This window comes from Bilifractor sp. LCP21S3_F8 (assembly GCF_052117805.1).
Lineage (GTDB): Bacteria > Bacillota > Clostridia > Lachnospirales > Lachnospiraceae > Bilifractor.
The window spans coordinates 49,674-70,408 of record NZ_JBQKIK010000012.1 but is presented as its reverse complement, the minus strand read 5'-3'; the positions used below and the strand labels follow the sequence as shown (position 1 = coordinate 70,408).

General features: G+C 43.7%; 28 protein-coding genes and 4 pseudogenes. 30 read left to right on the top strand and 2 right to left on the bottom strand.

What is annotated here, in order from left to right:
• Window positions 1-338: 338 nt before the first annotated feature.
• From ACTQ3A_RS07465 to ACTQ3A_RS07390, 16 genes and pseudogenes are all read left to right on the top strand, one after another.
• Window positions 339-602 carry a helix-turn-helix domain-containing protein gene (locus ACTQ3A_RS07465; RefSeq protein WP_441495010.1) on the top strand — a complete coding sequence of 88 codons (264 nt, stop codon included), beginning with the start codon at window positions 339-341 and terminating at the stop codon, window positions 600-602.
• 54 nt (window positions 603-656) lie between these two features.
• Entirely contained in the window at window positions 657-1,325 is a 669-nt protein-coding gene (locus ACTQ3A_RS07460) for a B3/B4 domain-containing protein (RefSeq protein ID WP_441495011.1), read from the top strand.
• A gap of 254 nt (window positions 1,326-1,579) precedes the next feature.
• Window positions 1,580-1,894 (top strand): ArsR/SmtB family transcription factor, encoded by a 315-nt coding sequence (locus tag ACTQ3A_RS07455; protein ID WP_044919614.1) that lies wholly within the window; start codon window positions 1,580-1,582, stop codon window positions 1,892-1,894.
• Between the two features lie 101 nt (window positions 1,895-1,995).
• Window positions 1,996-2,874, top strand: a complete 879-nt coding sequence (locus tag ACTQ3A_RS07450; RefSeq protein ID WP_441495012.1) for a radical SAM protein — start codon at window positions 1,996-1,998, stop codon at window positions 2,872-2,874.
• A gap of 31 nt (window positions 2,875-2,905) precedes the next feature.
• The gene (locus ACTQ3A_RS07445) at window positions 2,906-3,586 is read left to right on the top strand and encodes a DsbA family protein (protein ID WP_441495013.1); all 681 of its coding nucleotides are present in this window, start codon (window positions 2,906-2,908) and stop codon (window positions 3,584-3,586) included.
• Window positions 3,587-3,606: 20 nt separating this feature from the next.
• Window positions 3,607-3,744 (top strand): hypothetical protein, encoded by a 138-nt coding sequence (locus tag ACTQ3A_RS07440; protein ID WP_441101002.1) that lies wholly within the window; start codon window positions 3,607-3,609, stop codon window positions 3,742-3,744.
• Between the two features lie 101 nt (window positions 3,745-3,845).
• Window positions 3,846-3,935 (top strand): annotated as a pseudogene (locus ACTQ3A_RS07435) (peroxiredoxin); the annotation flags it as partial.
• Window positions 3,932-4,249, top strand: a pseudogene (locus ACTQ3A_RS07430) (YaaA family protein); the annotation flags it as partial. The pseudogenes ACTQ3A_RS07435 and ACTQ3A_RS07430, both read left to right, overlap by 4 nt.
• A gap of 7 nt (window positions 4,250-4,256) precedes the next feature.
• Window positions 4,257-4,820: a DUF4298 domain-containing protein gene (locus ACTQ3A_RS07425; protein ID WP_441101003.1), complete on the top strand. Its 564-nt coding sequence runs from the start codon at window positions 4,257-4,259 to the stop codon at window positions 4,818-4,820.
• Between the two features lie 371 nt (window positions 4,821-5,191).
• Entirely contained in the window at window positions 5,192-6,280 is a 1,089-nt protein-coding gene (locus ACTQ3A_RS07420; protein ID WP_441495014.1) for an acyltransferase family protein, read from the top strand.
• Window positions 6,270-6,698, top strand: a complete 429-nt coding sequence (locus ACTQ3A_RS07415; protein WP_441495015.1) for a helix-turn-helix domain-containing protein — start codon at window positions 6,270-6,272, stop codon at window positions 6,696-6,698. The genes ACTQ3A_RS07420 and ACTQ3A_RS07415 overlap by 11 nt, the downstream gene beginning before the upstream one ends.
• Before the next feature lie 78 nt (window positions 6,699-6,776).
• Window positions 6,777-7,313 carry a 3'-5' exonuclease gene (locus ACTQ3A_RS07410; protein WP_441495016.1) on the top strand — a complete coding sequence of 179 codons (537 nt, stop codon included), beginning with the start codon at window positions 6,777-6,779 and terminating at the stop codon, window positions 7,311-7,313.
• Between the two features lie 25 nt (window positions 7,314-7,338).
• Window positions 7,339-8,148, top strand: a complete 810-nt coding sequence (locus tag ACTQ3A_RS07405; RefSeq protein ID WP_441495017.1) for a DUF5131 family protein — start codon at window positions 7,339-7,341, stop codon at window positions 8,146-8,148.
• Window positions 8,117-8,191, top strand: a pseudogene (locus ACTQ3A_RS07400) (helix-turn-helix transcriptional regulator); the annotation flags it as partial. The gene ACTQ3A_RS07405 and the pseudogene ACTQ3A_RS07400, both read left to right, overlap by 32 nt.
• Before the next feature lie 158 nt (window positions 8,192-8,349).
• A complete protein-coding gene (locus tag ACTQ3A_RS07395) occupies window positions 8,350-8,616 on the top strand; it encodes an autorepressor SdpR family transcription factor (protein ID WP_441101005.1) in 267 nt (88 codons plus the stop codon).
• Window positions 8,616-9,311: a DUF1648 domain-containing protein gene (locus tag ACTQ3A_RS07390; RefSeq protein WP_441495018.1), complete on the top strand. Its 696-nt coding sequence runs from the start codon at window positions 8,616-8,618 to the stop codon at window positions 9,309-9,311. The genes ACTQ3A_RS07395 and ACTQ3A_RS07390 overlap by 1 nt, the downstream gene beginning before the upstream one ends.
• 197 nt (window positions 9,312-9,508) lie before the next feature.
• Here the strand turns inward: ACTQ3A_RS07390 and ACTQ3A_RS07385 are convergent, their stop codons facing one another.
• The gene (locus ACTQ3A_RS07385) at window positions 9,509-10,117 is read right to left on the bottom strand and encodes a TetR/AcrR family transcriptional regulator (protein ID WP_441495019.1); all 609 of its coding nucleotides are present in this window, start codon (window positions 10,115-10,117) and stop codon (window positions 9,509-9,511) included.
• A gap of 117 nt (window positions 10,118-10,234) precedes the next feature.
• On the opposite strand from ACTQ3A_RS07385, the gene ACTQ3A_RS07380 reads away from it, so the two are divergent.
• The 9 genes from ACTQ3A_RS07380 (at window position 10,235) to ACTQ3A_RS07340 (ending at window position 15,503) form a co-directional block, all read left to right on the top strand.
• Entirely contained in the window at window positions 10,235-10,933 is a 699-nt protein-coding gene (locus ACTQ3A_RS07380) for a DsbA family oxidoreductase (protein ID WP_441495020.1), read from the top strand.
• A 3-nt stretch (window positions 10,934-10,936) separates the two neighbouring features.
• The gene (locus ACTQ3A_RS07375; RefSeq protein ID WP_441495021.1) at window positions 10,937-11,560 is read left to right on the top strand and encodes an MBL fold metallo-hydrolase; all 624 of its coding nucleotides are present in this window, start codon (window positions 10,937-10,939) and stop codon (window positions 11,558-11,560) included.
• Window positions 11,561-11,581: 21 nt separating this feature from the next.
• Complete coding sequence (locus ACTQ3A_RS07370; protein WP_441101010.1) at window positions 11,582-12,568, top strand: NADH:flavin oxidoreductase; 987 nt, start codon at window positions 11,582-11,584, stop codon at window positions 12,566-12,568.
• 674 nt (window positions 12,569-13,242) lie between these two features.
• Window positions 13,243-13,758, top strand: coding sequence for a pyridoxamine 5'-phosphate oxidase family protein (locus tag ACTQ3A_RS07365; protein ID WP_441101011.1), 516 nt, complete (start codon window positions 13,243-13,245; stop codon window positions 13,756-13,758).
• A gap of 100 nt (window positions 13,759-13,858) precedes the next feature.
• Window positions 13,859-14,347, top strand: a complete 489-nt coding sequence (locus ACTQ3A_RS07360; protein ID WP_441101012.1) for a nitroreductase family protein — start codon at window positions 13,859-13,861, stop codon at window positions 14,345-14,347.
• Between the two features lie 39 nt (window positions 14,348-14,386).
• A complete protein-coding gene (locus ACTQ3A_RS07355; RefSeq protein ID WP_441101013.1) occupies window positions 14,387-14,542 on the top strand; it encodes a hypothetical protein in 156 nt (51 codons plus the stop codon).
• Window positions 14,511-14,741 (top strand): hypothetical protein, encoded by a 231-nt coding sequence (locus tag ACTQ3A_RS07350; RefSeq protein ID WP_441101014.1) that lies wholly within the window; start codon window positions 14,511-14,513, stop codon window positions 14,739-14,741. Before ACTQ3A_RS07355 ends, ACTQ3A_RS07350 begins: the two co-directional genes overlap by 32 nt.
• 207 nt (window positions 14,742-14,948) lie before the next feature.
• A complete protein-coding gene (locus ACTQ3A_RS07345; RefSeq protein WP_441101015.1) occupies window positions 14,949-15,221 on the top strand; it encodes a type II toxin-antitoxin system RelB/DinJ family antitoxin in 273 nt (90 codons plus the stop codon).
• Window positions 15,222-15,503 carry a type II toxin-antitoxin system YafQ family toxin gene (locus tag ACTQ3A_RS07340; RefSeq protein ID WP_441101016.1) on the top strand — a complete coding sequence of 94 codons (282 nt, stop codon included), beginning with the start codon at window positions 15,222-15,224 and terminating at the stop codon, window positions 15,501-15,503. It abuts the gene before it with no gap.
• A 375-nt stretch (window positions 15,504-15,878) separates the two neighbouring features.
• On the opposite strand, the gene ACTQ3A_RS07335 is transcribed toward ACTQ3A_RS07340, so the two are convergent.
• Complete coding sequence (locus ACTQ3A_RS07335; RefSeq protein WP_441495026.1) at window positions 15,879-16,559, bottom strand: group II intron maturase-specific domain-containing protein; 681 nt, start codon at window positions 16,557-16,559, stop codon at window positions 15,879-15,881.
• A gap of 148 nt (window positions 16,560-16,707) precedes the next feature.
• On the opposite strand from ACTQ3A_RS07335, the gene ACTQ3A_RS07330 reads away from it, so the two are divergent.
• From ACTQ3A_RS07330 to ACTQ3A_RS07310, 5 genes and pseudogenes are all read left to right on the top strand, one after another.
• A complete protein-coding gene (locus ACTQ3A_RS07330) occupies window positions 16,708-17,943 on the top strand; it encodes a site-specific integrase (protein ID WP_441495022.1) in 1,236 nt (411 codons plus the stop codon).
• A complete protein-coding gene (locus ACTQ3A_RS07325) occupies window positions 17,936-18,538 on the top strand; it encodes a tyrosine-type recombinase/integrase (RefSeq protein ID WP_441495023.1) in 603 nt (200 codons plus the stop codon). The genes ACTQ3A_RS07330 and ACTQ3A_RS07325 overlap by 8 nt, the downstream gene beginning before the upstream one ends.
• Window positions 18,539-18,745: 207 nt before the next feature.
• On the top strand, window positions 18,746-18,916 hold the full coding sequence (locus tag ACTQ3A_RS07320; RefSeq protein WP_441495024.1) for a hypothetical protein: 171 nt from the start codon (window positions 18,746-18,748) through the stop codon (window positions 18,914-18,916).
• Complete coding sequence (locus ACTQ3A_RS07315) at window positions 18,903-19,913, top strand: site-specific integrase (protein ID WP_441495025.1); 1,011 nt, start codon at window positions 18,903-18,905, stop codon at window positions 19,911-19,913. The genes ACTQ3A_RS07320 and ACTQ3A_RS07315 overlap by 14 nt, the downstream gene beginning before the upstream one ends.
• 98 nt (window positions 19,914-20,011) lie before the next feature.
• Window positions 20,012-20,716, top strand: a pseudogene (locus ACTQ3A_RS07310) (reverse transcriptase domain-containing protein); the annotation flags it as partial.
• Window positions 20,717-20,735: the final 19 nt, after the last annotated feature.

The window sequence follows — 20,735 nt, the reverse complement described above, 5'->3', positions numbered from 1 at the left end:
CAACTATCACAAGACAGTTGTGTGGCAAAAAGATGATCGAATCCGGAAAAGTCCACTAAATTTTGCGTTTGTTATTGTAGCGAACTTTCAGGAAACTGTCAAGCGTCAATCTTCTTGAGTTTTCGCTGCCTTATTCACGAAACTCTAAATCTGTTGTGTTGAATATACACAACTTTCATATCTATTCTTTATTGCAGTTTACGGAAACTCAAGTCAATCATCGCGTAAGGAAAGATAGAAAATATAGAATTACGTTATGTTGCTCTTTGATTTTGACTTTTATTGAATTCATCACTTGACATTGTGGCAAAGATCGTCTGTTCGTTGATAAACTCGCGGTGCCGGATGATCCAAGTGTATTCTTCAGCAATACAAGGAAAGCTCTATCAGATGCCATAGAGGGCGACCCAATAGCGATACAGGCTGTCCTTGACCGCTATGCCGGATATATCCGCTACTTCTCTAAGATGAACGACTATTATAACTCTGATATGGAGGACTACATCAGAACAAAGCTGATTGAAAGCCTGTTTAAGTTCCGGCTTGACCTGAAACAGGCCGAAAGGCCTTCTCATATTGACAAGCAGGGCAATACAGGGTAAACTGCGAACACAGGTGCGAAACTTTAAAATAATTTCAATTTCGGAAGTGACAGTATGAAATATTATGATGTGACTATCGATAAGGAATTGTTCAGCGTCTATCCGGAGATCAGACTTGGGATCTTACGATTCCATGCAAATGTGAAAGCGCCGGATGATCGTTTCTGGGATTATATGAATGCGGAAGTCCTGCCGAAGGTGAGAAGTTGCGTGGAAGGAAAAGAGTGGAGCGAGATTCCGGGCATAAAGGGCAGCCGTTCGGCTTATAAGGCTTTTGGCAGAAACCCGGGCCGCTATAGAGTTTCATCTGAAGCTTTGATTCGCAGAGTTCGCCGTGGGGATGAACTGTACCACATCAATTCTGTCGTCGATGTGAATAATCTGATTTCTGTGAAAAGCGGCCTGTCTGTCGGGTCATATGATCTCGGCCAGATTCATGGTGCGATCAAGCTGCGCAAAGCGGAACATGGCGAAGGTTATACAGGGATCGGCAAGGATTTTCTGGATATGGAGAACATGCTTGTGCTGGCGGATGATGAAGGAATCTTCGGGTCCTCCATGTCTGATTCTACGAGGGCGATGGTCACTGACTCTGCAACGGACATTCTTGTTGTAATTTACTGTTTTGAAAACAACATTGATCTCGACACACTGCTCTGTGATGCAGAAGATGCATTTGAAAGGTTTGCCGGAGCAGAGAATGCAGAACATTGGATTGTATAAAGTCGGATTTGTTGATCAGACATGAAAAACAAAAGAAAGGATAAGCAAAATGGAAAAAGGTATTTGCAAAAGCTCAGGGAATTGCTCCGGGGATAGTAGTCGGGAGAATGCAGTTGGAGGGAATGATCAAGTACAGTATGTTGAATAATTTGAAAGAGAAATATAAAATAGCTGTATAAAGGATATATTTCTCTATCAGCCGTTTTTTTGCTTACAAGTATTGACATATCGCGAAAGCTAGATATAATAAACGTATGGATAAGATTGAAATTTTTAAAGCACTATCAAATGAAACACGGCTAAGTATTATTGAGTGGTTGAAGGAACCGGAGAAAAACTTTCCGCCGCAGGGAGGACATTTTGATGATGTGGTGGATCTGAAAGGCGGTGTGTGTGTTGGAAGCATCCGCGACAAAGCCGGGATATCACAGTCAACCGTATCTCATTATCTGGATATGCTGCAAAAAGCAGGCTTGCTTCTTTCCGAAAGGCACGGAAAGTGGACATATTACAGACGGAATGAAGAGACCCTCGCTGCGCTGGCAGACTACTTCGGTCACGAAATTTAAGTTGTGCATAGATTAGACGGGATGAAGATCCCGTTTAATTTAAACCATTACATATCGACAAAGCGAGACATAAGGATATATAGAAACGAGGAGGAATTTGTATGCATTTTTCATGTGGAATCGTCAGACCGCCTTATGAGGCTGGTTCCTGTTTTTTACAAGTAACGTCGGGTTGTTCGCATAATAAGTGCCGCTTTTGCACCTTTTACAAGGAAGCACCTTTTTCCGTATCTCCGGAGAGTGAGATACGGGAGGATCTTCAGGAGATCCGGGATTCCGGATGGAAGGTAAAGCGGATTTTTCTGCAGGGAGCGGACCCGTTCCTGCTGAGCTACGACAGACTTAAAAGAATCATGGACCTGATAAAAGAATACCTGCCCTGGGGTGTTTCCGTCGGCGGATATGGCCGGGTGGATAGTGTAAGGAACAAGTCTGTAGGTGAGCTGAAGTCGTTGAAAGAGATGGGATACGACATGATCGTATTCGGGATCGAGTCGGGTGATGATGCTGTTCTCGATAAGATGAACAAGGGCTATCATGCCAGTGATATCGTGGAGCAGCTCTCCAAGATGGATGAGGCGGGAATGCATTATTCCGTCATCTTCTTATACGGGCTGGGAGGCCATGATTATGGTATGGGGCATGCCATTAAAACGGCAGAAGTGTTGAATCATCTGTCGCCCGTCAGGGTGCTGGCTTCCGGACTCTCCATCTTCCCTGACACACCGCTTATGGAGGAAGTAAGAAGGGGTGAGTTTGTAGAAGCCACAGAAACAGAAAAGATACAGGAACTGTATACCTTTGTGAAGACGCTTGATATTCACACGCTGCTGGATGCAACGAATGTCTCCAACATGATGCCGGTATTTGGACATCTTCCGGAGGACAAAGAGAAGATACTGGAGATGCTAAAACAGGGATTAAATGAACAGGGCGAGGAACGGCTTCGGATGCGAAGAGACAGCATGAGAAGCCTGTGACCAGGATAAAAATCAGAAAGGCGGTATTTAGATGAAGGTGTATTATATTTTTGACAGCTATTGTGGATGGTGCTATGGGTTTGAAACAATTCTTAAACCGTTTATTGAAGCACATCCGGAATTGGAAGTAACGGCGTTATCAGGTGGATTATTTATGGATGGTCATCCGCTTTCGGCATTTCCGTATATGAGTGATACGAATAAAAGAATTGCGGATATGTTTGGAGTGGAATTCGGCAAGCCATATCTGAACCTGTTAGAGACGGGAAGTATGGTTCCTGACTCGAATGATGCTGCAATAGGATTTGGAGTTCTCAGGAGCTTCTTACCTAAAGGAGAACATGTTAATCTTGCGTCAAAGATGCATGAAGCATTCTATTTGGATGGCAAATCACTTTCTGATGTGGAGACGATCAAATCAATCGCCAAATCCTATGATCTTCCTGCAGACAAGATCGCAGAGGAGTTCATCCGTATTTCTAAAGAGGGCAAGTACCATCCGGACTTTTATGAGGCAAGAAAAATAGGAGTCACATCCTTCCCAACGCTGTTTCTTGAAATAAATGGGAAATATTATGACTTAAAAGGAAGTGCAATTACCCTCAATGATTTAGAGAAAAATCTGAATATCATTAAGGAAAAGGGCGGGATCCTCAATGATGAATACAATACGCCCGTTGCCTGTAATATCGACGGTACAGGTTGTTTATAAGCTATTTGAAGGAGAGCATTATGAAACTGACGAAAATATTTGAACCAATCACGATCAGCAAGACGGAGTTTAAAAACCGCATGGTGGATTTCGTCACAGTAGGCCGCCGGAAGGAGATGATTTTCATCTTTCGGGACGGTACCGAGATAGAGGTATAACTGAACATAAATCAGGCGACAGACACTCCGCTCCGGCGGGGTGTTTTTGTGTTGAGTGACAGAGTGGAATCATTTTAATCGAAGTGTTATAATGTTGAAATCTGATTGATGAGAACGGTATTGTCATGAAGGCCTTCGACAAAGTAAAGGCGGCAGATAACCCGGCACAGATGCTAGAAGAACTGGCATGAGGATAATTATCTCCCCAGCAAAACAGATGCGGGTCGATATAGATCTGCACAGAAACCTGACGCCGGCCTTGATCGCCTATGATGGAATCCAGTATACCTACATGGCTCCGGCCGTCTTTGAGGACGGTCAGTTTGATTATGTACAGGAGCATCTGCGAATACTTTCGGGTTTTTACGGAGTAGTAAAACCAATGGACGGCGTGGTCCCGTATCGGCTTGAAATGCAGGCTAAGGCAAGAGTCGCGGGATACAGGAATCTCTATGACTTCTGGGCCGATGATTTGTACCGGGAAGTGGTAAGCCGCTGGAGATTATGGCGTTATGAGTAAGCATAAGATGGTGGACGGACGTCTGCTTCAAATGAATAAGAGTTTCGGCCAGCTTAAGCAGAAGCAGAGAGAAAAAATTGCGGAGTGGATGTTTCAGGCCTACAAGAAGCAGGTAAAAGAAGGACTTTCAGAGGAGGATGCTCTGCAGCTCGTGTTTGATCAGATCGAAGAGGCACAGATCTGGATACCGGATTATGAGATTGTAAACCGTTATCACGCGAAAAAGAGCCACTTTCGGAACCGCCTTGTCGGCGAAAACGTGCCTCAGCACGTCTACCGGATGGAAAACATCTTGGATAATGCCATTCAGAAGATGGATGCCCTGGAAAAGAAGATCGAGGAATATGAAGCATTCCAGGCGGAGATACAGAAGCTGGAAGCTTATTATACGAGCCCGCAGTGGAAAGCGGACTTCGCGGCGGATGAAGCGGGGCAGTTCCCGGACAAGCTGAAGAGAGGTGTACTCTCGGAGGACGGTATCTGGAACATGCTGGAGCGCAACCGAGAACTGCTTGAGAGGATCGGAATACGGAGAACAGATGAGGAAGGGGACTGATCATGGCTATCACAGTTAATCTGTACTATACAGGAAAAGGCAGAAGTGCACGTAAATTTGCGGAGGAGATGGAATCCTCCGGGACTGCTGCAGCGATCCGCGCAGAGGCCGGAAATTAAAGCATCATGATCCATAATAATTGAATCCTGTTTATAAAATCAGAGCATAAGGCTCAGAAGAGTTAAATCTTCTGGGTCTTATTTTTTGCTTTTTCTCTGAGAGGGGTTTAAAGTGAGTTTTGTGTTGAAGGAGTTTTAGATTCGCAACCAAATTTAACATTTCACCTATGTAAATGTTCGGTTTGGTTGGTGGACATTTCTTTGCCTTACAATTACGATAATGTTAAAAATAATTGCAAAAGTGAGGCATTTATGAGAAGATACTACTTAGACAATATCAGATGGGTAACCGTAGTTCTGGTTGTCATTTATCATGTGCTTTACATGTATAATGGCGAAGATATTCTTGGTGGCTTAGGAAAGATTACTGCTCTTGATGTGCAATATTATGACATTTTCCTGTATGCAGTTTATCCGTGGTTTATGCTTCTGCTGTTCCTTATATCAGGAATATGCTCCAGATATTATTTGGATAATCATACCGCAAAGGAATTTGCAAAAAGCAGGACAAGAAAACTGTTGATTCCTTCTACTATAGGATTATTTGTATTTCAGTTCATCCAGGGATATGTCAGTATGTCAATTAGCGACGCTTTCGATTCTATGCAGGAAGTACCTGGTGTAATCAAGTATTTTATCATGACGTTAAGCGGAACCGGAGTTCTTTGGTACATACAGCTGTTATGGCTGTTCTCGATGGTGCTTTTGCTCGTTAGAAAAATCGAGAAGGATAGACTGTGGGAACTGGGAGGAAAGGCTAACATCATAGCAATACTTTTGATGACTGTAGTAATATGGGGAGCGGCGCAGATTTTTAATACTCCGGTTGTTGTGGTATATAGGTTCGGATATTACGGTGTTGCATATATGCTTGGATATTTTGTGTTCTCACATGATGAAGTAATCGAGACGCTGAAGAAGTATTTTGTATTGCTGTTTGTACTTGCCGCAGGTGTGGGAATTTCATTTTGTGCCGTGTACTTTGGTAAAAACTATGCGGATGCTCCTATTAACAAATCAGTGCTATTTACAGGATTTGGATGGCTTATGAGCATGGCGATTCTTAGCGGTGCATCAAAGTATGCTGATAAGCAAAATGCTTTTACGGCATGGATGAGCAAAAATAATTTCGGGCTATATGTATTCCATTATCTTGGGATATCAACAGTTGCTTTGCTTCTGGGGAAACCCGGGAATCTTCCGGCAACAATGGTTTATACCATCAGCCTGATTGCCGGATTTGTAGCAGCATATGCTTTGAATGCCGTGATATCAAGGATTCCTTTCTTCAGATGGGCGGTACTCGGAATAAAGAAAGAGAGAAAAAACGATGTTTCATGACAATCTGGTAACTCTTAGAAAAATTAAAAAAATGACACAGGAAGATATTGCTGAGAAAATCGGTGTTTCTCGCCAATCTGTAGCAAAGTGGGAAACCGGAGAAACTGTTCCTGACTTAGATAAGTGTAAAATTCTTGCGGAAATATTTGAAGTGTCGCTTGATGATCTTGCTAATTATGAATCGGAGGACAGCATGGGTATGGCACTTCCGCCAAAAGGGAAACATCTTTTCGGAATGGTAACTGTAGGTGCTAAAGGTCAGATTGTAATCCCTGCCAAGGCAAGAAGGATATTTGAGATTTCACCCGGAGATCAGCTTGTGGTACTTGGTGATGAAAGACAAGGTCTTGCTATCATGAAATCAGAAAGTTTCTTAGCCTTTGCTGATGCTGTTAGAAATGGAAAATATGTAGAGTAATAAATGACAGGGAAATCGCGGTCCACGCGGAGTGCCGCATTCGCTGAGTGAAGAACTGAAAAAGTAGGAGATTTGGATATGGCTGGATTTACCGTTTTTGATGTTGAAACGCCGAACCGTATGTGCAATCGGATAAGCGCGATCGGTATTACCATGATAGAGGATGGGGTGATCACAGATGAGTTTTATTCTCTGGTTAATCCGGAAACTTACTTTGATCAATTCAATACACAGCTTACAGGAATCGGTAGTGAGACGGTGAGGAATGCACCGACTTTTCCTGAGCTCTGGACAAAAATAGAGCCATTGATGTCGTGCGGACTTTTGGTGGCACATAACGCTGTATTTGATATGAATGTGCTTAAAAAATGCCTGTGCGATTACGATATAAAGTGGAAACCATATGCCCGATATATTTGCACAGTACAAATGGGCAGACGGATTTTGCCGGGTATGAGTCATAAGCTGAATGTCTTATGCGACTATTATGGTATCTGTCTTGATCACCATAAGGCAGACAGCGACAGTCGTGCATGTGCGGAAATATTGCTTCGATATCTGGAAGGTGGAGCGGATATACGGCAGTTTATCAGAACATGCTCGTTCAATAAATAGTTTTGAGAAAGTGAGGTGACCTCCATTGCACGATATATGGAACCCGTGGCATGGCTGCAGAAAGTGCAGTGAGGGCTGCCAGAACTGCTACATGTATTATCTGGATTCTCTGAGAGATAAGGACGGATCTGAAATATACAGGACAAAAACAGGGTTTAAATATCCGCTTTCCAAATACCGTGACGGAACATTTAAGGTGAAAAGTGGAGAAATGATCCGGGTTTGTATGACTTCAGATTTCTTTCTGGAAGAAGCAGATCCCTGGCGCGATGAAGCCTGGCAGATTATTCGTCAAAGATCTGATGTGAAGTTCTTTCTGCTGACAAAACGGCCGGAACGCGTGGCAGACCATCTTCCGTGGAACTGGGGTGATGGCTGGGAAAACGTAATGTTTAATGTTACCTGTGAGAATCAGAAGAGAGCTGATGAACGGATCCCGATCCTGCTGGAGCTGCCGTTTAAGCACAAAGGGATCATGTGTGCTCCCTATATCGGTCCGGTGAGCATTAGAAAATATCTCCCTGCGTGTCAGATCGAACAGGTTCTTTGTGACGGAGAAAACTACGGAGGTGCCCGCCCGTGTCATTATGAATGGGTAAAGTCGCTGAGGGATGAATGCGTAGCGTATGATGTAACGTTTGGATTGAGGATGAAGGTATTTATTGACAGCAACGTCCTGTTCTCAGCCGCACTTTTTCCCGGAAGCACACCTGCAAGAGCTCTTTACAAGGCACTAACAGAACCCAATGATGCGATTGTATGCGAGATTAATATTGATGAACTGAAGAAAGTATTTAAGAGAACCAACAATAAATTTGTGCATCGCGATATGTAAAGCTTTGGACACAACATTAGATGAGTTGTTCTGGGAAGAATAATTGAGGAATTGAAAAGTTTGGAAGAGAGTCATAGCAAATATGGCTCTATTCTTTTTAAAAATATTTTGAAATAATTGTTGACAGAAATATGGTTTCGGATTTATACTGACCATGGAATTTAAAAATATTTTGAAATAGATTTTGAGTGAGCGTGAGTTATGAGCGATACTAATATTTTCAAAGTGTTAGCTGACAAGCAACGCAGAGACATACTCGTAATGCTGAAAAATGGTCGGATGAATGCCGGAGAAATCGCAGAACAGCTTGGAATAACGCCAGCGGCATTGTCTTATCATCTGAAACTGCTTAAAGGTGCTGACCTGATCATGGAATATAAGCAGAAGAACTTTATCTACTACGAGATCAATACATCCGTTTTTGATGAGTTGATCCTGTGGATAGGACAATTCGGAGGTGGCAAGTGATGAAAAAAATCATGTGGATTATTTCTTTTGTTTCTTTAGCTGGTACGGCAATCGTTTTACAGTTTATGCCGGATAATGTTCCGATGCATTATGACATGGCAGGAAATATAGATCGCTGGGGATCGAAGTATGAGAACTTGTTATTCCCGGTCATTATTCTGACAATGTCATTATTCTGGACCTTGTTTACGAGATATTATGAGAATAAAGCTGACAAGTCCCAGGATGAAAAAGAAATTGCTGGTGCAAAATCAAACGCAAAAGTGCTTAGTATTGTTGGTTTGTGTATGTCTGTAATGTTTACAGTGATGCAGGGCTTTATTTTATATGGTTCATATACTGAGGCTGTGTCAGGTGCTGAAAAGCAATATGTTGATATTGGAAGAGTGGCATGCATTTTAATGGGCTTGGGATTTCTTATACTAGGCAATTTCATGTCAAAAACACGCATTAATGGTACGGTTGGAGTGAGAGTGAGCTGGAGTATGTATAATGACAACACGTGGAGAAAAACGAATTTCTTTGGAGCCGTAACATTGATGTTTGAAGGAGTGTTTACAATAGTAGCGGCTATTATTATGAGAAGCTCATTTGCTGCAGTGATGGCTACACTTGTGGTTGGAATAATAATTACGATTGCAACATTGATATATGCGCATAAAATTTACAAAGAGGAAATTGCCGCTGGCAGATAAGTAAATACAAGCACTATAAATATCCGAGAGTCGTGTAACAGCGGCTCTCTTTTCATGTCCGGAGGGAGGTGGTCATTTGTAGGCAGGGTGATTTGCGGGTGCTGTGGAAGGATCATGCGGTACAGCACTTCCTTTGGCGGACTGAAGATGCTCAGATCGGCAGGGAGCGCAATTGACTACCACGTTTCCTAAAATCTCTAATTCAGGTAACTCTGGATATACAGATTTATAATCCGTTGCAGAGCACTATTTATATTCATATTTCCTTCCATCAGGCACCATTCCAAAATACAGCCTTTAACGATTGTGCAGATGTCCATACATATTTCATGGATATTTGCACTTTTTTTGATAATTCCCTGAGCCTGCGCCGCCGTTATTTCCCGTTCGCTGCGGGCCATCACGGTATCCGGCTCAAATTGTCCTTCAACTTCCGACATATACGCTGAAAGCGAACGATTTCCGGCAGTATAAAAACACTTCATAAAGTCAAGGCCGAATTCCATATATCGGTTTATAAGGAGCATATACAGTTCTGAAATGCGGTCACCGATCCTATTGAGGGGTGTTTTCAGAGAACAGCTTTCAAAGGAGGTCTCACGGACAAAGTACATCAGCAGGTCATCTTTGTCTCTGAAATAATGGTAAAAAGTTCCGATGGAAAGATCTGCCGTCGCACACACATTTCTCACGGTGATATCATCCGCTCCATTTTTTCGGATCAGGTCTATGGTTGTATCTATGATTTTTTGTTTGCTGTCTGCTTGATCTGCGCTTTTCGCAGGCCGCCCACATTTTTTTGCCATGTCATTCTCCTTTTAGAACAAGTTCATTTTGACTATTGACATAATAGAACATGTTCAGTACAATTGCAAGCAGAAGCAAATATAACACGTTCGATTATTTGAAAGGAGTTTGCATCGATGAAAATTACGTATTGGTCAGACTACGCTTGTCCCTACTGCTATATCGGTGAGGCGCGTCTAAGGAAAGCGATCGAATCTATCCCTGAAATGAAAAATGTGCAGCTTGAAATGAAAGCCTTCCAGTTAGACCCTTCCGCAGGGGAACACGCAGTCAGCGACACGCAGACACGTTTTGCTGATAAATACGGAATCTCGTTTGAGGCTGCTGGAAGGCAAATTGAAAACATCTCTCAGATGGGAATTGCTGAGGGACTTGATTTCCAGTACGCCTCTACGCTTTTTACAAATACAATGGATGCACATCGCCTGACGAAACTGGCCCAGAGCAAAGGAAATCCGGCACTGACAGAGCGTATTATCTCTGCACTGTTCAAAGCATATTTTACCGACAACAAAGAACTTGCGGACAAAGCGCTTCTCCAGAGTATCGGTGAAGCGTGCGGACTGGACGCAGCAGAGGTCAGAGAAGTCCTGGATTCAGACAAGTACCGGGATGAAGTGATTTTAGACGAGAATGAGGCTTTCCAAAATGGCATCCACGCGGTTCCGTTTTTTGTAGTAGGAAAGTATGGAATTTCCGGCGCACAGAGTGTAGAGGGCATGAAGGCCACGCTTCAAAAAGCATTGGAGCAGGAGACGGAGGCTGGCATGGAACAAGGAATGACCTGCGGTCCGGATGGCTGCAGGATTGGTTGAGCTATGATTATAGAGGTTCCGGTAAAAGGATATTTTGAAGAAAATTGCTTCTTTTACATTGACGATAAAACACAGCATGGCTTTTTAATTGATCCCGGCGCACAAGCTGCAGGACTGCTTGAGCTTATCAACGAAAACGGCTGGGAAATCGAAAAAATACTGCTTACACATGGGCATTTTGATCATACCGGAGCGGTAAACGAACTCCGCCGTGTATTAAATCTTCCCGTACTCGCCTATCGAACAGCGAACGATTATCTGCTGGATGCCAGAAAAAATCTGTCGGCTCTCTGCGGACCTCCGATTACGATACGAGATGCAACATTTATAGATGATGGGGACAATATCACGCTGGAAGCAAACCCGTCTTTTTTCCTGCACGTAATCTATACGCCGGGACACACGACGGATTCCGTCACCTACTACTCCTCCAATGATCACGTTGCATTTGTGGGAGACACGATTTTCAAGGGAAGCATTGGGAACTATCAATATCCGGGCGGGAATCTGATAGATTTACAAAACAGTATCATCAACAAAATTTTTTCCCTGCCAAACGAGACGGTTCTTTGTTCGGGGCACTCGGCTCAAACAACGGTAGGGCTCGAAAAGCAAAGATACAGATAAAAGAAAGGATGGTACTTTATCATGATAAAACAGTCAATACAGGTTGGCACGATGGAACTGAACAGCCGAATCATTATGCCCCCGATTGCCACTTATCAAAGTACGGAGGATGGGAAAGTTACGGATACGATGTTGGATTATTACGGGGAAAGGGCAAAGAGCGGGAATCTCGGAATGATCATCACCGAACACAGCTATATTATGAAGCAGGGAAAGGCAAAAGCAAAGCAACTCTCCATTTCAAGTGATGATGATATAGACGGCTTGCGAAAGCTGACCGATGTCATTCATCAAAGCGGGACAAAAGCTATGGTTCAACTTAATCATGCCGGTTCCGCCGCACCTAGTTCCGTGACTGGTCTGAAAGCTGTTTCGGCAAGCAGAATAGTCCTTCCGTCAACTCCGATGATGGGCGACGGAACTGCTCCGGACGAGTTGACAAAGAGGCAGATTGCCGAAATTGTGGAATGCTTCGCAAAAGCGGCGGTGCGGGCAAAAGAATCCGGGTATGACGGTATTGAGATTCATTCCGCGCACGCTTACCTGCTGAATCAGTTTTATTCGCCGTTGACAAATCACAGAAATGATGAGTATGGTGGCACTTTGGACAACAGATTAAGGTTGCACAGAGAAGTAATTGAGGCTGTCAGAGATGCCGTTGGTAATAACTACCCCATCTCCGTCCGTTTGGGCGGCTGCGATTATATGGACGGAGGAAGTACAATCGAAGACAGTGTATATGCAGCAAAGGTGCTGGAAAAAGCAGGCGTGGATATGATCAATGTTTCTGGCGGGATGTGTCGTTATTCAAGAAAAGGGCATACTGAGCCGGGATATTTTCAGGATATGTCTTCTGCTATCAAGAAAGCCGTAACCATCCCCGTCATGCTGACAGGAGGCGTCAAGACAAAAGATGATGCAGAAAAGCTCCTGAAATCTGGAGCTGCTGATCTGATTGGAGTTGGACGCGAATTACTGAAAAATCCGCATTGGGCAGATGCGTTGTGATACAGCTAAAAAGGAATGAAAAATGTGTCTCTCCTCTTTTGGAGGTTGGAAAGTACTGTTCTTGTCTTTATTTGAAAAAATAATTTTCAAATAAATTGAATACAAGGGTTATCAGACCTCTCACTCAACGGCAAATAGAGTGAGAGGTCTTTTTATACGTGTGCCGCCAGGCGCACGTAAAAATGTCTCTAAGCCATCATGGTTTAGGGACATTTTTGCGTATGCGGGATTATGCCCCGATATCAATCGGGAGCCCGGGTTTGAGATGGTTGTCGAGTTTCAGTCATGGCTTCTTGTGAAATGGAACTTATAGAATGTAGCATTCAATCACAACTTGTAAAGGTGGTATTATAGGAGATCGCACAATATATAATGACAATGTATTGATAGTCGACGAGTAAACGCATATTATATAGACAGAATGGAGATGAATATTATGCCGACTGCGGATTTGAATATCAGAACCGAGAAAGAAACGCGATAAAACACGCTGCGCGAGTTTTATCTCGCTATCGCGACGCTCGCCGCACACGAATACTTCGCATTCGGCTGCGGCTCACTGTTCGCGTAAATAAAAGACCAGGCCGACAGGATTTTTTCCGAGCTGGGTCTGAACATGACCGCGGCAATCAATATATTTCTCAGAACAACGATCAGGGAAAGAGGAAGAATAAATGACTGACGAACAGTACGCACAAGCTGAGTCCTTCTGGACTCGAAAAGATGAAATCGAAAAGAAGCTAGATGATGATGCTCTGTATAGCTGGATAGACGAGTTCTTATCATCCCATAAGGTTCTTGCCCTGGCAACGGCCACGAAGGATTTTATTCGCTGCACGCCGCTTGAGTACAGTTGGTATGCGGGAGCACTTTGGATCTTCACCGAAGGCGGGCTCAAGTTCAAAGCCTTGAAGGAGAATAAGCATATTGCGGCAACGGTCTTCGAGACGAGTGCTTCCTTTGGCGAACTTAGGTCACTGCAGATCGAAGGAACAGTGGAGTTAGTCGAGCCGTTCTCCGATGAATATAAGAATGTCGCGGAGTTCAGAAAGATACCGCTGCAAGCATTGAAGAAACTTAAAGAGCCTATGTGGCTTTTGAAGATCATACCGATAGAGATCACCTGCCTGAATTCAGATTTCAAGAAAGACGAATTTGGCAGCAGGCAGATATGGAGGAGGTGTCATTAATTAATGTGCACTTGAATCTGAAGATGGAAGACTACTACAGAATCAAGGATGCCCAGATAGAGCAGGACAAGAAATAACCATCATAATATCATACGGAACCATGAGAAAAATTAAGAAGATCTGGATTGCGAAGTATGCGGATAAGATTAAGGGATCGCCGGATATGCCGACAGGCCATCGAACCAATTTTTCAGAACGCAGCCAGAAGAACATGGCAGATTTTATGAGCTACATTGCAGATTATACTGGAGATCCGGACATTGTACATTTTCTGAATATGAACGAAAAGCTGTTTGATGCTCCGGCGTTGGTTTATCTGACCCTTGAGAAAGACCATACGGGATGGCCGATTTACGATCTTGGAGCCTTTGGTATGTCTTTGATGCTGGCGGCAAAGGATCATGGTGTGGATTCGATCCCGGCTTATGAGATCGTCAAGTTCCCTGCGGAACTTCGTCCGCTTCTTTCTGTATCGGATGATGAAGAGATCATTATGGGAATTGCTTTGGGTTATGCGTCGGAAGACAATCTGAACGGGCTTGCATCAACGCGTCTTCCGTTAGAAGAGATTTTAACTATAAAACAGTAAAGTGTATTAAGTATTGATGGGAATGATGAAGGGCTTAATATGACTCAAGAACAGCAACTTGACTTTGAGAGCTTTATCGATGTTCTGGTGCAGATATACAAGCTGACTTCGGACAAGATTGGTTATTCAAACCTTCCCAAAAAACATGGGAGGTTTACCGGAAATGACAGAGGAAGAAATCAGACAGAGAAATGAAGAGCGGCGTGCCAAGCTGGATGCAGTGAGTCGTCGGAATATGGAGAAGTGTGCTGCATTCATCGCACGAATGATAGAAAAATATGGTAGAGAGGTGCTGGCTGAGATTGAAGAGGACGACGTCAGCGTTGCAGATTGGATCTATGCCGCCGTAAACGGTAATGTGCAAAGCCACGGCCTTGCGCTGCTCGAAAAATAATATTCCCAGCTTGGCGGTTTTGAAACTGCCTAAACAGAGTTTCCCTCTGAAAAATGAGACCATCGGGAAAGTACGCGTTAGGGGCGCCGGTCTTTTAGCAATTTGCTTTCAGGGATTTATCCCGCCCCTAAGACAACTATTGCTGCTATATTGATTGACAACGTAAACTGTATGTAATATAATTCGAGATGAAAGGGGATGATTTATATGTCTACAGTTCCAACTCAGATTCGTATTGATTCCAGTGTTAAAAATCAGGCCAATGAACTCTTCAATGAACTTGGCATGGATATGTCCAGCGCCGTTAATATTTTTTTACGACAGTGCATCTTGAGAGGTGGACTTCCTTTCAAGGTGGAGATTCCGCAGTACTCTAAAGAATTGATTGGCGCTGCCGATGAAGCAAAGCGTATTTCCCGTGACCCTGACGTCCCGGGATACACCAGCATGGAAGCTCTTAAGAAAGCTCTTGAAGCCTGAATGATCTTAACTGTCAAATATACTTCCGCTTATAAGAAAAGCTATAAGCTGATGAAGAAGCGTGGGCTGGATCTTTCTCTTCTTGATGACGTCATCAACACTTTACGTCAGGGTAAAGCACTGGATGAGAAGTACCATGACCACGAACTGAAGGGGATGCTAAAAGGCTTCCGTGAATGTCACATTCAGCCGGACTGGCTTCTCATCTATCTGATAGAGAACGACATCCTTACACTGACACTGGTAGACACTGGAAGCCATGCAGATCTCTTTAACATGTAACAATGACCGTCTGCAATGGGCGGCCTTTTTATCTGTCACCGCGCTTCCCGTGGATCTTTCCATGACGGCTTCTGTTTCTCCTCACGTGTCACGTTTTCCTTATCGCAAGGTATGATGTCATATCCATGCAGCCGGAGGGGTGTCTTGGTGCACTCTTATAGCGTCTGCGGTTTTGTTGTTGTCTCTTTCTGTTCTTTATAAGCATTTCTCCATAGAAAACCATAGAAAGTTTCTCGATTGATGGTGGTTAATTTGTAGAATTCATCCACAGAAATGAGGCTGTCATCGAGCATCTTTTAATCGAGTAGGAGAAAGTCTCCAGTGGAGACTTTCGTCCTCTCACACCACCGTGCGTACCGTTCGGTACACGGCGGTTCATAAGTTTTCAGCTACTTTCAAATACTGGGAGAGCATGGACGGATAGCCCAGCTTTTCCAGTATTTTATTTGTCAGCACAGAGCGGAGCATTTGTGCCGCCCGCCATGTGCCTTTACGACAGTTTGCCAGTTCATGTGCACGCCATTCCTCTAAATGCAATGCCCTGAAAATCCGGTAGCGGGTTCTCACCCGCTTCCACTGTTTCCAGTACACCGCCCGGATTCTTCTGCGAAGCCACTCATCTGTCTTTGCCATCAGTGCCCTCATATCCGCATATCGGAAGTAATTCATCCAGCCGCGGACATAGTCCCGCAGCTTCTGCTCCCTCTCCGGATTGCACCACCGATTGCCTCTGCACGTCAGTTCTCTGAGTTTCTTCTGCATTTTGGCTTTCGACCTCGGGTGTAATCTGAGCCTGCATTTCCCTTTGAATCGGTAAAACCCATAGCCCAGATATTTCACCCTGCTGATGTGTGCCACTGTCGTCTTCTGGAGATTGACTTTCAGAAATAGTTTCCCTGTGATGAATGGGACGATATTTCCCAGCGTGCGTTCCGCGCTTTTCCGGGATTTGCAGAAGATCATGCAGTCATCCGCGTATCTGACAAACTTGTGCCCGCGGCGTTCCAGTTCTTTATCCAGCTCGTTTAGCATTATATTTCCGAGTAATGGACTCAGAGGTCCGCCCTATGCAAAGAAAGTTACTATGCAAAGTAAAGCTCCAAATTTCCTTATTTTACATCATCTTTTCTTGCTTTACTTTGCATAGTCTCCGAAGATATTTATGAGAGCAATTCTCAAAAAATATCATATCGGAGGTACTTTTATGGACAAAAAATACTTACCAGACCTGATTTCTGAACTGGAACAGGAACTTCTACGGCTTGGTTACACCGAAGGAAGTATGGTCTTTTACCGCAGACGCTGGAACCAGCTGATGGCCTATGCAGAAGATCGCGGTGAATACTACTACACAGAACAACTCGGCATAGACTTCGTCCAGGAATTCTTCGGCATCACACAGGATGATTTTGGGAGAACACTGCCACAGGCAGAAACACAGGAACTACGTGTTATACGCATGGTAGGTGATTTTCAGCTTCATCATGCTGTGCTTCGGCGTTACCTGAAACACAAAGAAATCCTGACCGAACCTTTCTTTTTAGAGATGAGGCAACGTTTTCAGGAGTATTGTGTGAAGAATGGATATTCCAAGATAACTTTAGACCACTATGTGAAGCAGTCTTCCTACATGATGGACTATCTGACTGCTCATGGGATGGTGGATTTCAGTGCTGTTACTCTGGAGGTCATTTATGCATATATCCGCACATTAGCAGGATTCACCTACAAGACAGTAGAACAACATATCTGTTCCTTACGTGCTTTCTTCCGTTTCCTTTATCAAGAAGACATTATCGTGGTTGATTTTGCTGCCAAAATGCCAATGGTAAAAGCCCATAAGCAGACAGCCATTCCTTCTGCATGGACGCATGAGGAATTAAAGCAGCTCATTGAAGCCATTGACCGCGGAAGCCCTAAAGGGAAAAGGGATTATGCTATCATACTTATTGCATGCCGGCTAGGCCTTCGTTGTGCCGATATCAAAGGCCTTTGTTTTGAAAACTTTAACTGGGCAGAGAAGAAACTCTGTTTCGTCCAGTCAAAAACAAAACAACCTATGGAGCTTCCTCTTGTGCCGGATGTTGGATGGGCTGTGATCGACTACCTGAAATATGGAAGACCAAAAGTTGATAGTCCCTACATTTTCGTTCGGCACATGGCTCCATTTTTGCCTTTTTCAAAAGATGACCATCTGAACCAGCTGATAAAAGCATATATGGTAAAAGCTCATATCCCAGTATCCGGCAAACGTCGTGGAATGCACAGCCTGCGCCACACTATGGCAAGTGTGCTTCTTGAAAAAGATACCCCACTTCCGGTGATCTCTGACATTATCGGTCACTTGGATACGAATTCCACTGCTGTATATCTCAAAGTAGATATGGCACGTCTGGCGGAATGCCCGCTGGATTTCGAGGAGGTGATCCGTCTTGGCTGAACCAGTTTTTACAGGACCATTAAAGAAAGAAATGCAGGATTTCATCTCACTCAAACGTTCTGTCGGGTATAAATACAACTCAGAACCAGGCATCCTCAAACGATTTGATAATTACCTTGCAGTACATTACCCAGAAACAGATATACTTTCTAAAGAAGCTGTGGTCGGCTGGTGCTGCAAAACAATGCATGAAACAGCTGCGAACCATTGTTCCCGTGCTTCTGTTATACGCCAGTTCTCAAAGTACCTGGACAGCATCGGGATCAAGACATGGATACTTCCAAAGAATTACTATCCGAAAGGACAACAGTATGTACCGCACATTTATACTCCAGACGAACTGAAAAGATTCTTTGCAGAGACGGATAAATGTCACTACTGTTCAAACGTTCCTTATCGGCACCTGATCATGCCGGAGTTTTTCAGACTGCTTCTTTCCTGTGGGCTGCGCTGCTCTGAAGCACGGCTGCTGACAGTTGGGGATGTAGATCTGCATCAAGGCGTGTTGTCCATCTGTGATTCAAAGAATCATAACAGTCGTTTGGTCCCAATGCCGGAATCCATTACACTGAGACTTCGGACATATGCTGAATAGGTCCATCCTTTTCCAGATCCTGATGGATATTTATTCCCAGGCTATGGCGGAAAACCAATGACCATAGGAAATATTTATAAAAACTTCCGGCGTTTTCTCTGGAAGGCAGGTATCTCACATACTGGTGATGGCCCAAGAGTCCACGATTTTCGGCATGCGTACTGCATTTACCGCCTGAAAGAATGGGCTGAACAGGATCGGGATCTTTTGGTATTAATTCCAATGATGCGTACCTACCTGGGACACCAGACCTTCAATGAAACGGCATACTATCTCAGATGGACAGCAGATATCTTTCCGGATATCCGGATGAAACTGGAAAAGTGCTATAAGGACATCATTCCGGAAATGGAGGACTCATCCTATGAACCCGACTGATTTCTCCATACACCTTACTGCTTTCCTTTCTGACTATCTTCCTATCCAGAAAAATGTCAGCAGGAACACTATCAAATCCTACCGGGATACTTTTAAGCTGCTCATTCTTTTTTGTGAGAAAGAAGAAGCAATTCCAACTGAAAAACTTACCATGAAAAAACTGTCTTCTGAACTGATTGAGCGGTTTTTAAACTGGTTGGAAACAGAAAGGAAATGTTCCATTTCCACAAGGAACCTGAGGCTGACTGCCATCCATTCCTTTTTTCGTTACGCACAGTCAGAATCACCGGAATCCCTCTATCATTATCAGAAAGTGCTTGCCATCCCGGTAAAAAAGAGACGGCAGTCAATGGTAGAACATCTGTCTCCAGAAGGTATCAAAGTTCTGCTGGAGCAGCCGGATAAATCTACCGCCCAGGGACGGAGAGATCTTACATTAATGAGCCTGATGTATGACAGTGGTGCCAGAGTCCAGGAGATCATAGACCTTACAGTGAAAGATTTTATCTCAGGGAGCAATCCAGTATTGATACTTACCGGAAAAGGCAATAAAACACGTAGAGTTCCCATTATGAAGAATACAGCCGTACTGGTAGAAAAATATATCTCCGAGAACAAGCTTAACCTGGCGCATAAAACCAGCTATCCGCTTTTTACGAATAAACAGCATAATAAACTGACGAAAGAAGGAGTGTCCTATATCATTAATAAATATGCTGTTATGGCACATGAATCATCTGACAAAGTGCCGGAGAAAGTAAGGTGCCATATGCTCCGTCATTCTAAGGCTGTCCATCTGCTGCAGGCAGGTGTAAATCTGATTTATATCCGTGACTTTTTGGGGCATAGTGATATCAAGACCACTGAAATTTATGCACGTGCCGATGCAGAACTTAAACGTAAAGCATTAGAAAACGCTTATCCAGATTTGGTAGATTCTAACCTACCGGACTGGAATGAAAACAGTGATCTAATGGAATGGTTGTCTGAGCTGTAGTATCAACAAACAGAATACTATGCAAAGTAAATCAAAACAAAATCTTTTATTATAAGGAAAGCGGGCTCTTTCTTTGCATAGTATTCTGCTTTGCATAGGGTGGAAATCTATCTCCGCTTCTTGCGAATATCTACCTCAATGAGTTTGACCAAGAGTTTCTGAAAAGAGGTGTGCCCTGCATAAGATATGCAGATGACATCGTTCTTCTTGCGAAAAGCAAAAGAGCATCAGAAAGACTCTTGGAAAGCAGTACGAAATATCTCGAGAAGAAACTGAAGCTAACGGTTAATCGAGAGAAAAGCCGTACTGTCAGCGTGTTTGCAATCCGAAATTTTAAATTTCTTGGCTTTGCATTGGGAAGGAACGGTAGTGGCATTTATGTCAGGGTTCATCCAAAGTCATGGAAGAAGTTCAAGTCAAAACTGAAAGATTTATCTTCCCGTAAGTCTGTACGGTCCATCAAGCCGAGCCTTGCGAAAATCAAGGTATATGCGAGAGGATGGCTTAACTACTATGGTATAGCAAGCATGAAGAACAACATAGATGAAATCAACAAATGGCTCTATCACAGAATACGTATGTGTATATGGAAACAATGGAAGAAACCCAAGACAAAGGTGCGAAATCTGATTAAGATGGGTGTACCCGAGGACTTAGCGTACATGGCTGGTAACAGTCGGCGCGGCCATTGGTTTACCACGCATACAGTCGCAGTCAATATGGCTATGACAAAAGAAAGACTGATAAACAGTGGCTTTTATGATTTAGCCACGGCCTATCAGTCTGTGTATGTCAACTATTGAAAGCGCCGTATACCGAACG

Excerpts from the sequence above, each read along its gene's own strand:
- ACTQ3A_RS07460 (WP_441495011.1), top strand. The coding sequence starts at position 657 with ATGAAATATTATGATGTGACTATCGATAAGGAATTGTTCAGCGTCTAT.
- ACTQ3A_RS07455 (WP_044919614.1), top strand. The coding sequence starts at position 1,580 with ATGGATAAGATTGAAATTTTTAAAGCACTATCAAATGAAACACGGCTA.
- ACTQ3A_RS07450 (WP_441495012.1), top strand. The coding sequence starts at position 1,996 with ATGCATTTTTCATGTGGAATCGTCAGACCGCCTTATGAGGCTGGTTCC.
- ACTQ3A_RS07445 (WP_441495013.1), top strand. The coding sequence starts at position 2,906 with ATGAAGGTGTATTATATTTTTGACAGCTATTGTGGATGGTGCTATGGG.
- ACTQ3A_RS07440 (WP_441101002.1), top strand. The coding sequence starts at position 3,607 with ATGAAACTGACGAAAATATTTGAACCAATCACGATCAGCAAGACGGAG.
- ACTQ3A_RS07425 (WP_441101003.1), top strand. The coding sequence starts at position 4,257 with ATGAGTAAGCATAAGATGGTGGACGGACGTCTGCTTCAAATGAATAAG.
- ACTQ3A_RS07420 (WP_441495014.1), top strand. The coding sequence starts at position 5,192 with ATGAGAAGATACTACTTAGACAATATCAGATGGGTAACCGTAGTTCTG.
- ACTQ3A_RS07415 (WP_441495015.1), top strand. The coding sequence starts at position 6,270 with ATGTTTCATGACAATCTGGTAACTCTTAGAAAAATTAAAAAAATGACA.
- ACTQ3A_RS07410 (WP_441495016.1), top strand. The coding sequence starts at position 6,777 with ATGGCTGGATTTACCGTTTTTGATGTTGAAACGCCGAACCGTATGTGC.
- ACTQ3A_RS07395 (WP_441101005.1), top strand. The coding sequence starts at position 8,350 with ATGAGCGATACTAATATTTTCAAAGTGTTAGCTGACAAGCAACGCAGA.
- ACTQ3A_RS07390 (WP_441495018.1), top strand. The coding sequence starts at position 8,616 with ATGAAAAAAATCATGTGGATTATTTCTTTTGTTTCTTTAGCTGGTACG.
- ACTQ3A_RS07385 (WP_441495019.1), bottom strand. The coding sequence starts at position 10,117 with ATGGCAAAAAAATGTGGGCGGCCTGCGAAAAGCGCAGATCAAGCAGAC.
- ACTQ3A_RS07380 (WP_441495020.1), top strand. The coding sequence starts at position 10,235 with ATGAAAATTACGTATTGGTCAGACTACGCTTGTCCCTACTGCTATATC.
- ACTQ3A_RS07375 (WP_441495021.1), top strand. The coding sequence starts at position 10,937 with ATGATTATAGAGGTTCCGGTAAAAGGATATTTTGAAGAAAATTGCTTC.
- ACTQ3A_RS07370 (WP_441101010.1), top strand. The coding sequence starts at position 11,582 with ATGATAAAACAGTCAATACAGGTTGGCACGATGGAACTGAACAGCCGA.
- ACTQ3A_RS07365 (WP_441101011.1), top strand. The coding sequence starts at position 13,243 with ATGACTGACGAACAGTACGCACAAGCTGAGTCCTTCTGGACTCGAAAA.
- ACTQ3A_RS07360 (WP_441101012.1), top strand. The coding sequence starts at position 13,859 with ATGAGAAAAATTAAGAAGATCTGGATTGCGAAGTATGCGGATAAGATT.
- ACTQ3A_RS07355 (WP_441101013.1), top strand. The coding sequence starts at position 14,387 with ATGACTCAAGAACAGCAACTTGACTTTGAGAGCTTTATCGATGTTCTG.
- ACTQ3A_RS07350 (WP_441101014.1), top strand. The coding sequence starts at position 14,511 with ATGACAGAGGAAGAAATCAGACAGAGAAATGAAGAGCGGCGTGCCAAG.
- ACTQ3A_RS07345 (WP_441101015.1), top strand. The coding sequence starts at position 14,949 with ATGTCTACAGTTCCAACTCAGATTCGTATTGATTCCAGTGTTAAAAAT.
- ACTQ3A_RS07340 (WP_441101016.1), top strand. The coding sequence starts at position 15,222 with ATGATCTTAACTGTCAAATATACTTCCGCTTATAAGAAAAGCTATAAG.
- ACTQ3A_RS07330 (WP_441495022.1), top strand. The coding sequence starts at position 16,708 with ATGGACAAAAAATACTTACCAGACCTGATTTCTGAACTGGAACAGGAA.
- ACTQ3A_RS07315 (WP_441495025.1), top strand. The coding sequence starts at position 18,903 with ATGAACCCGACTGATTTCTCCATACACCTTACTGCTTTCCTTTCTGAC.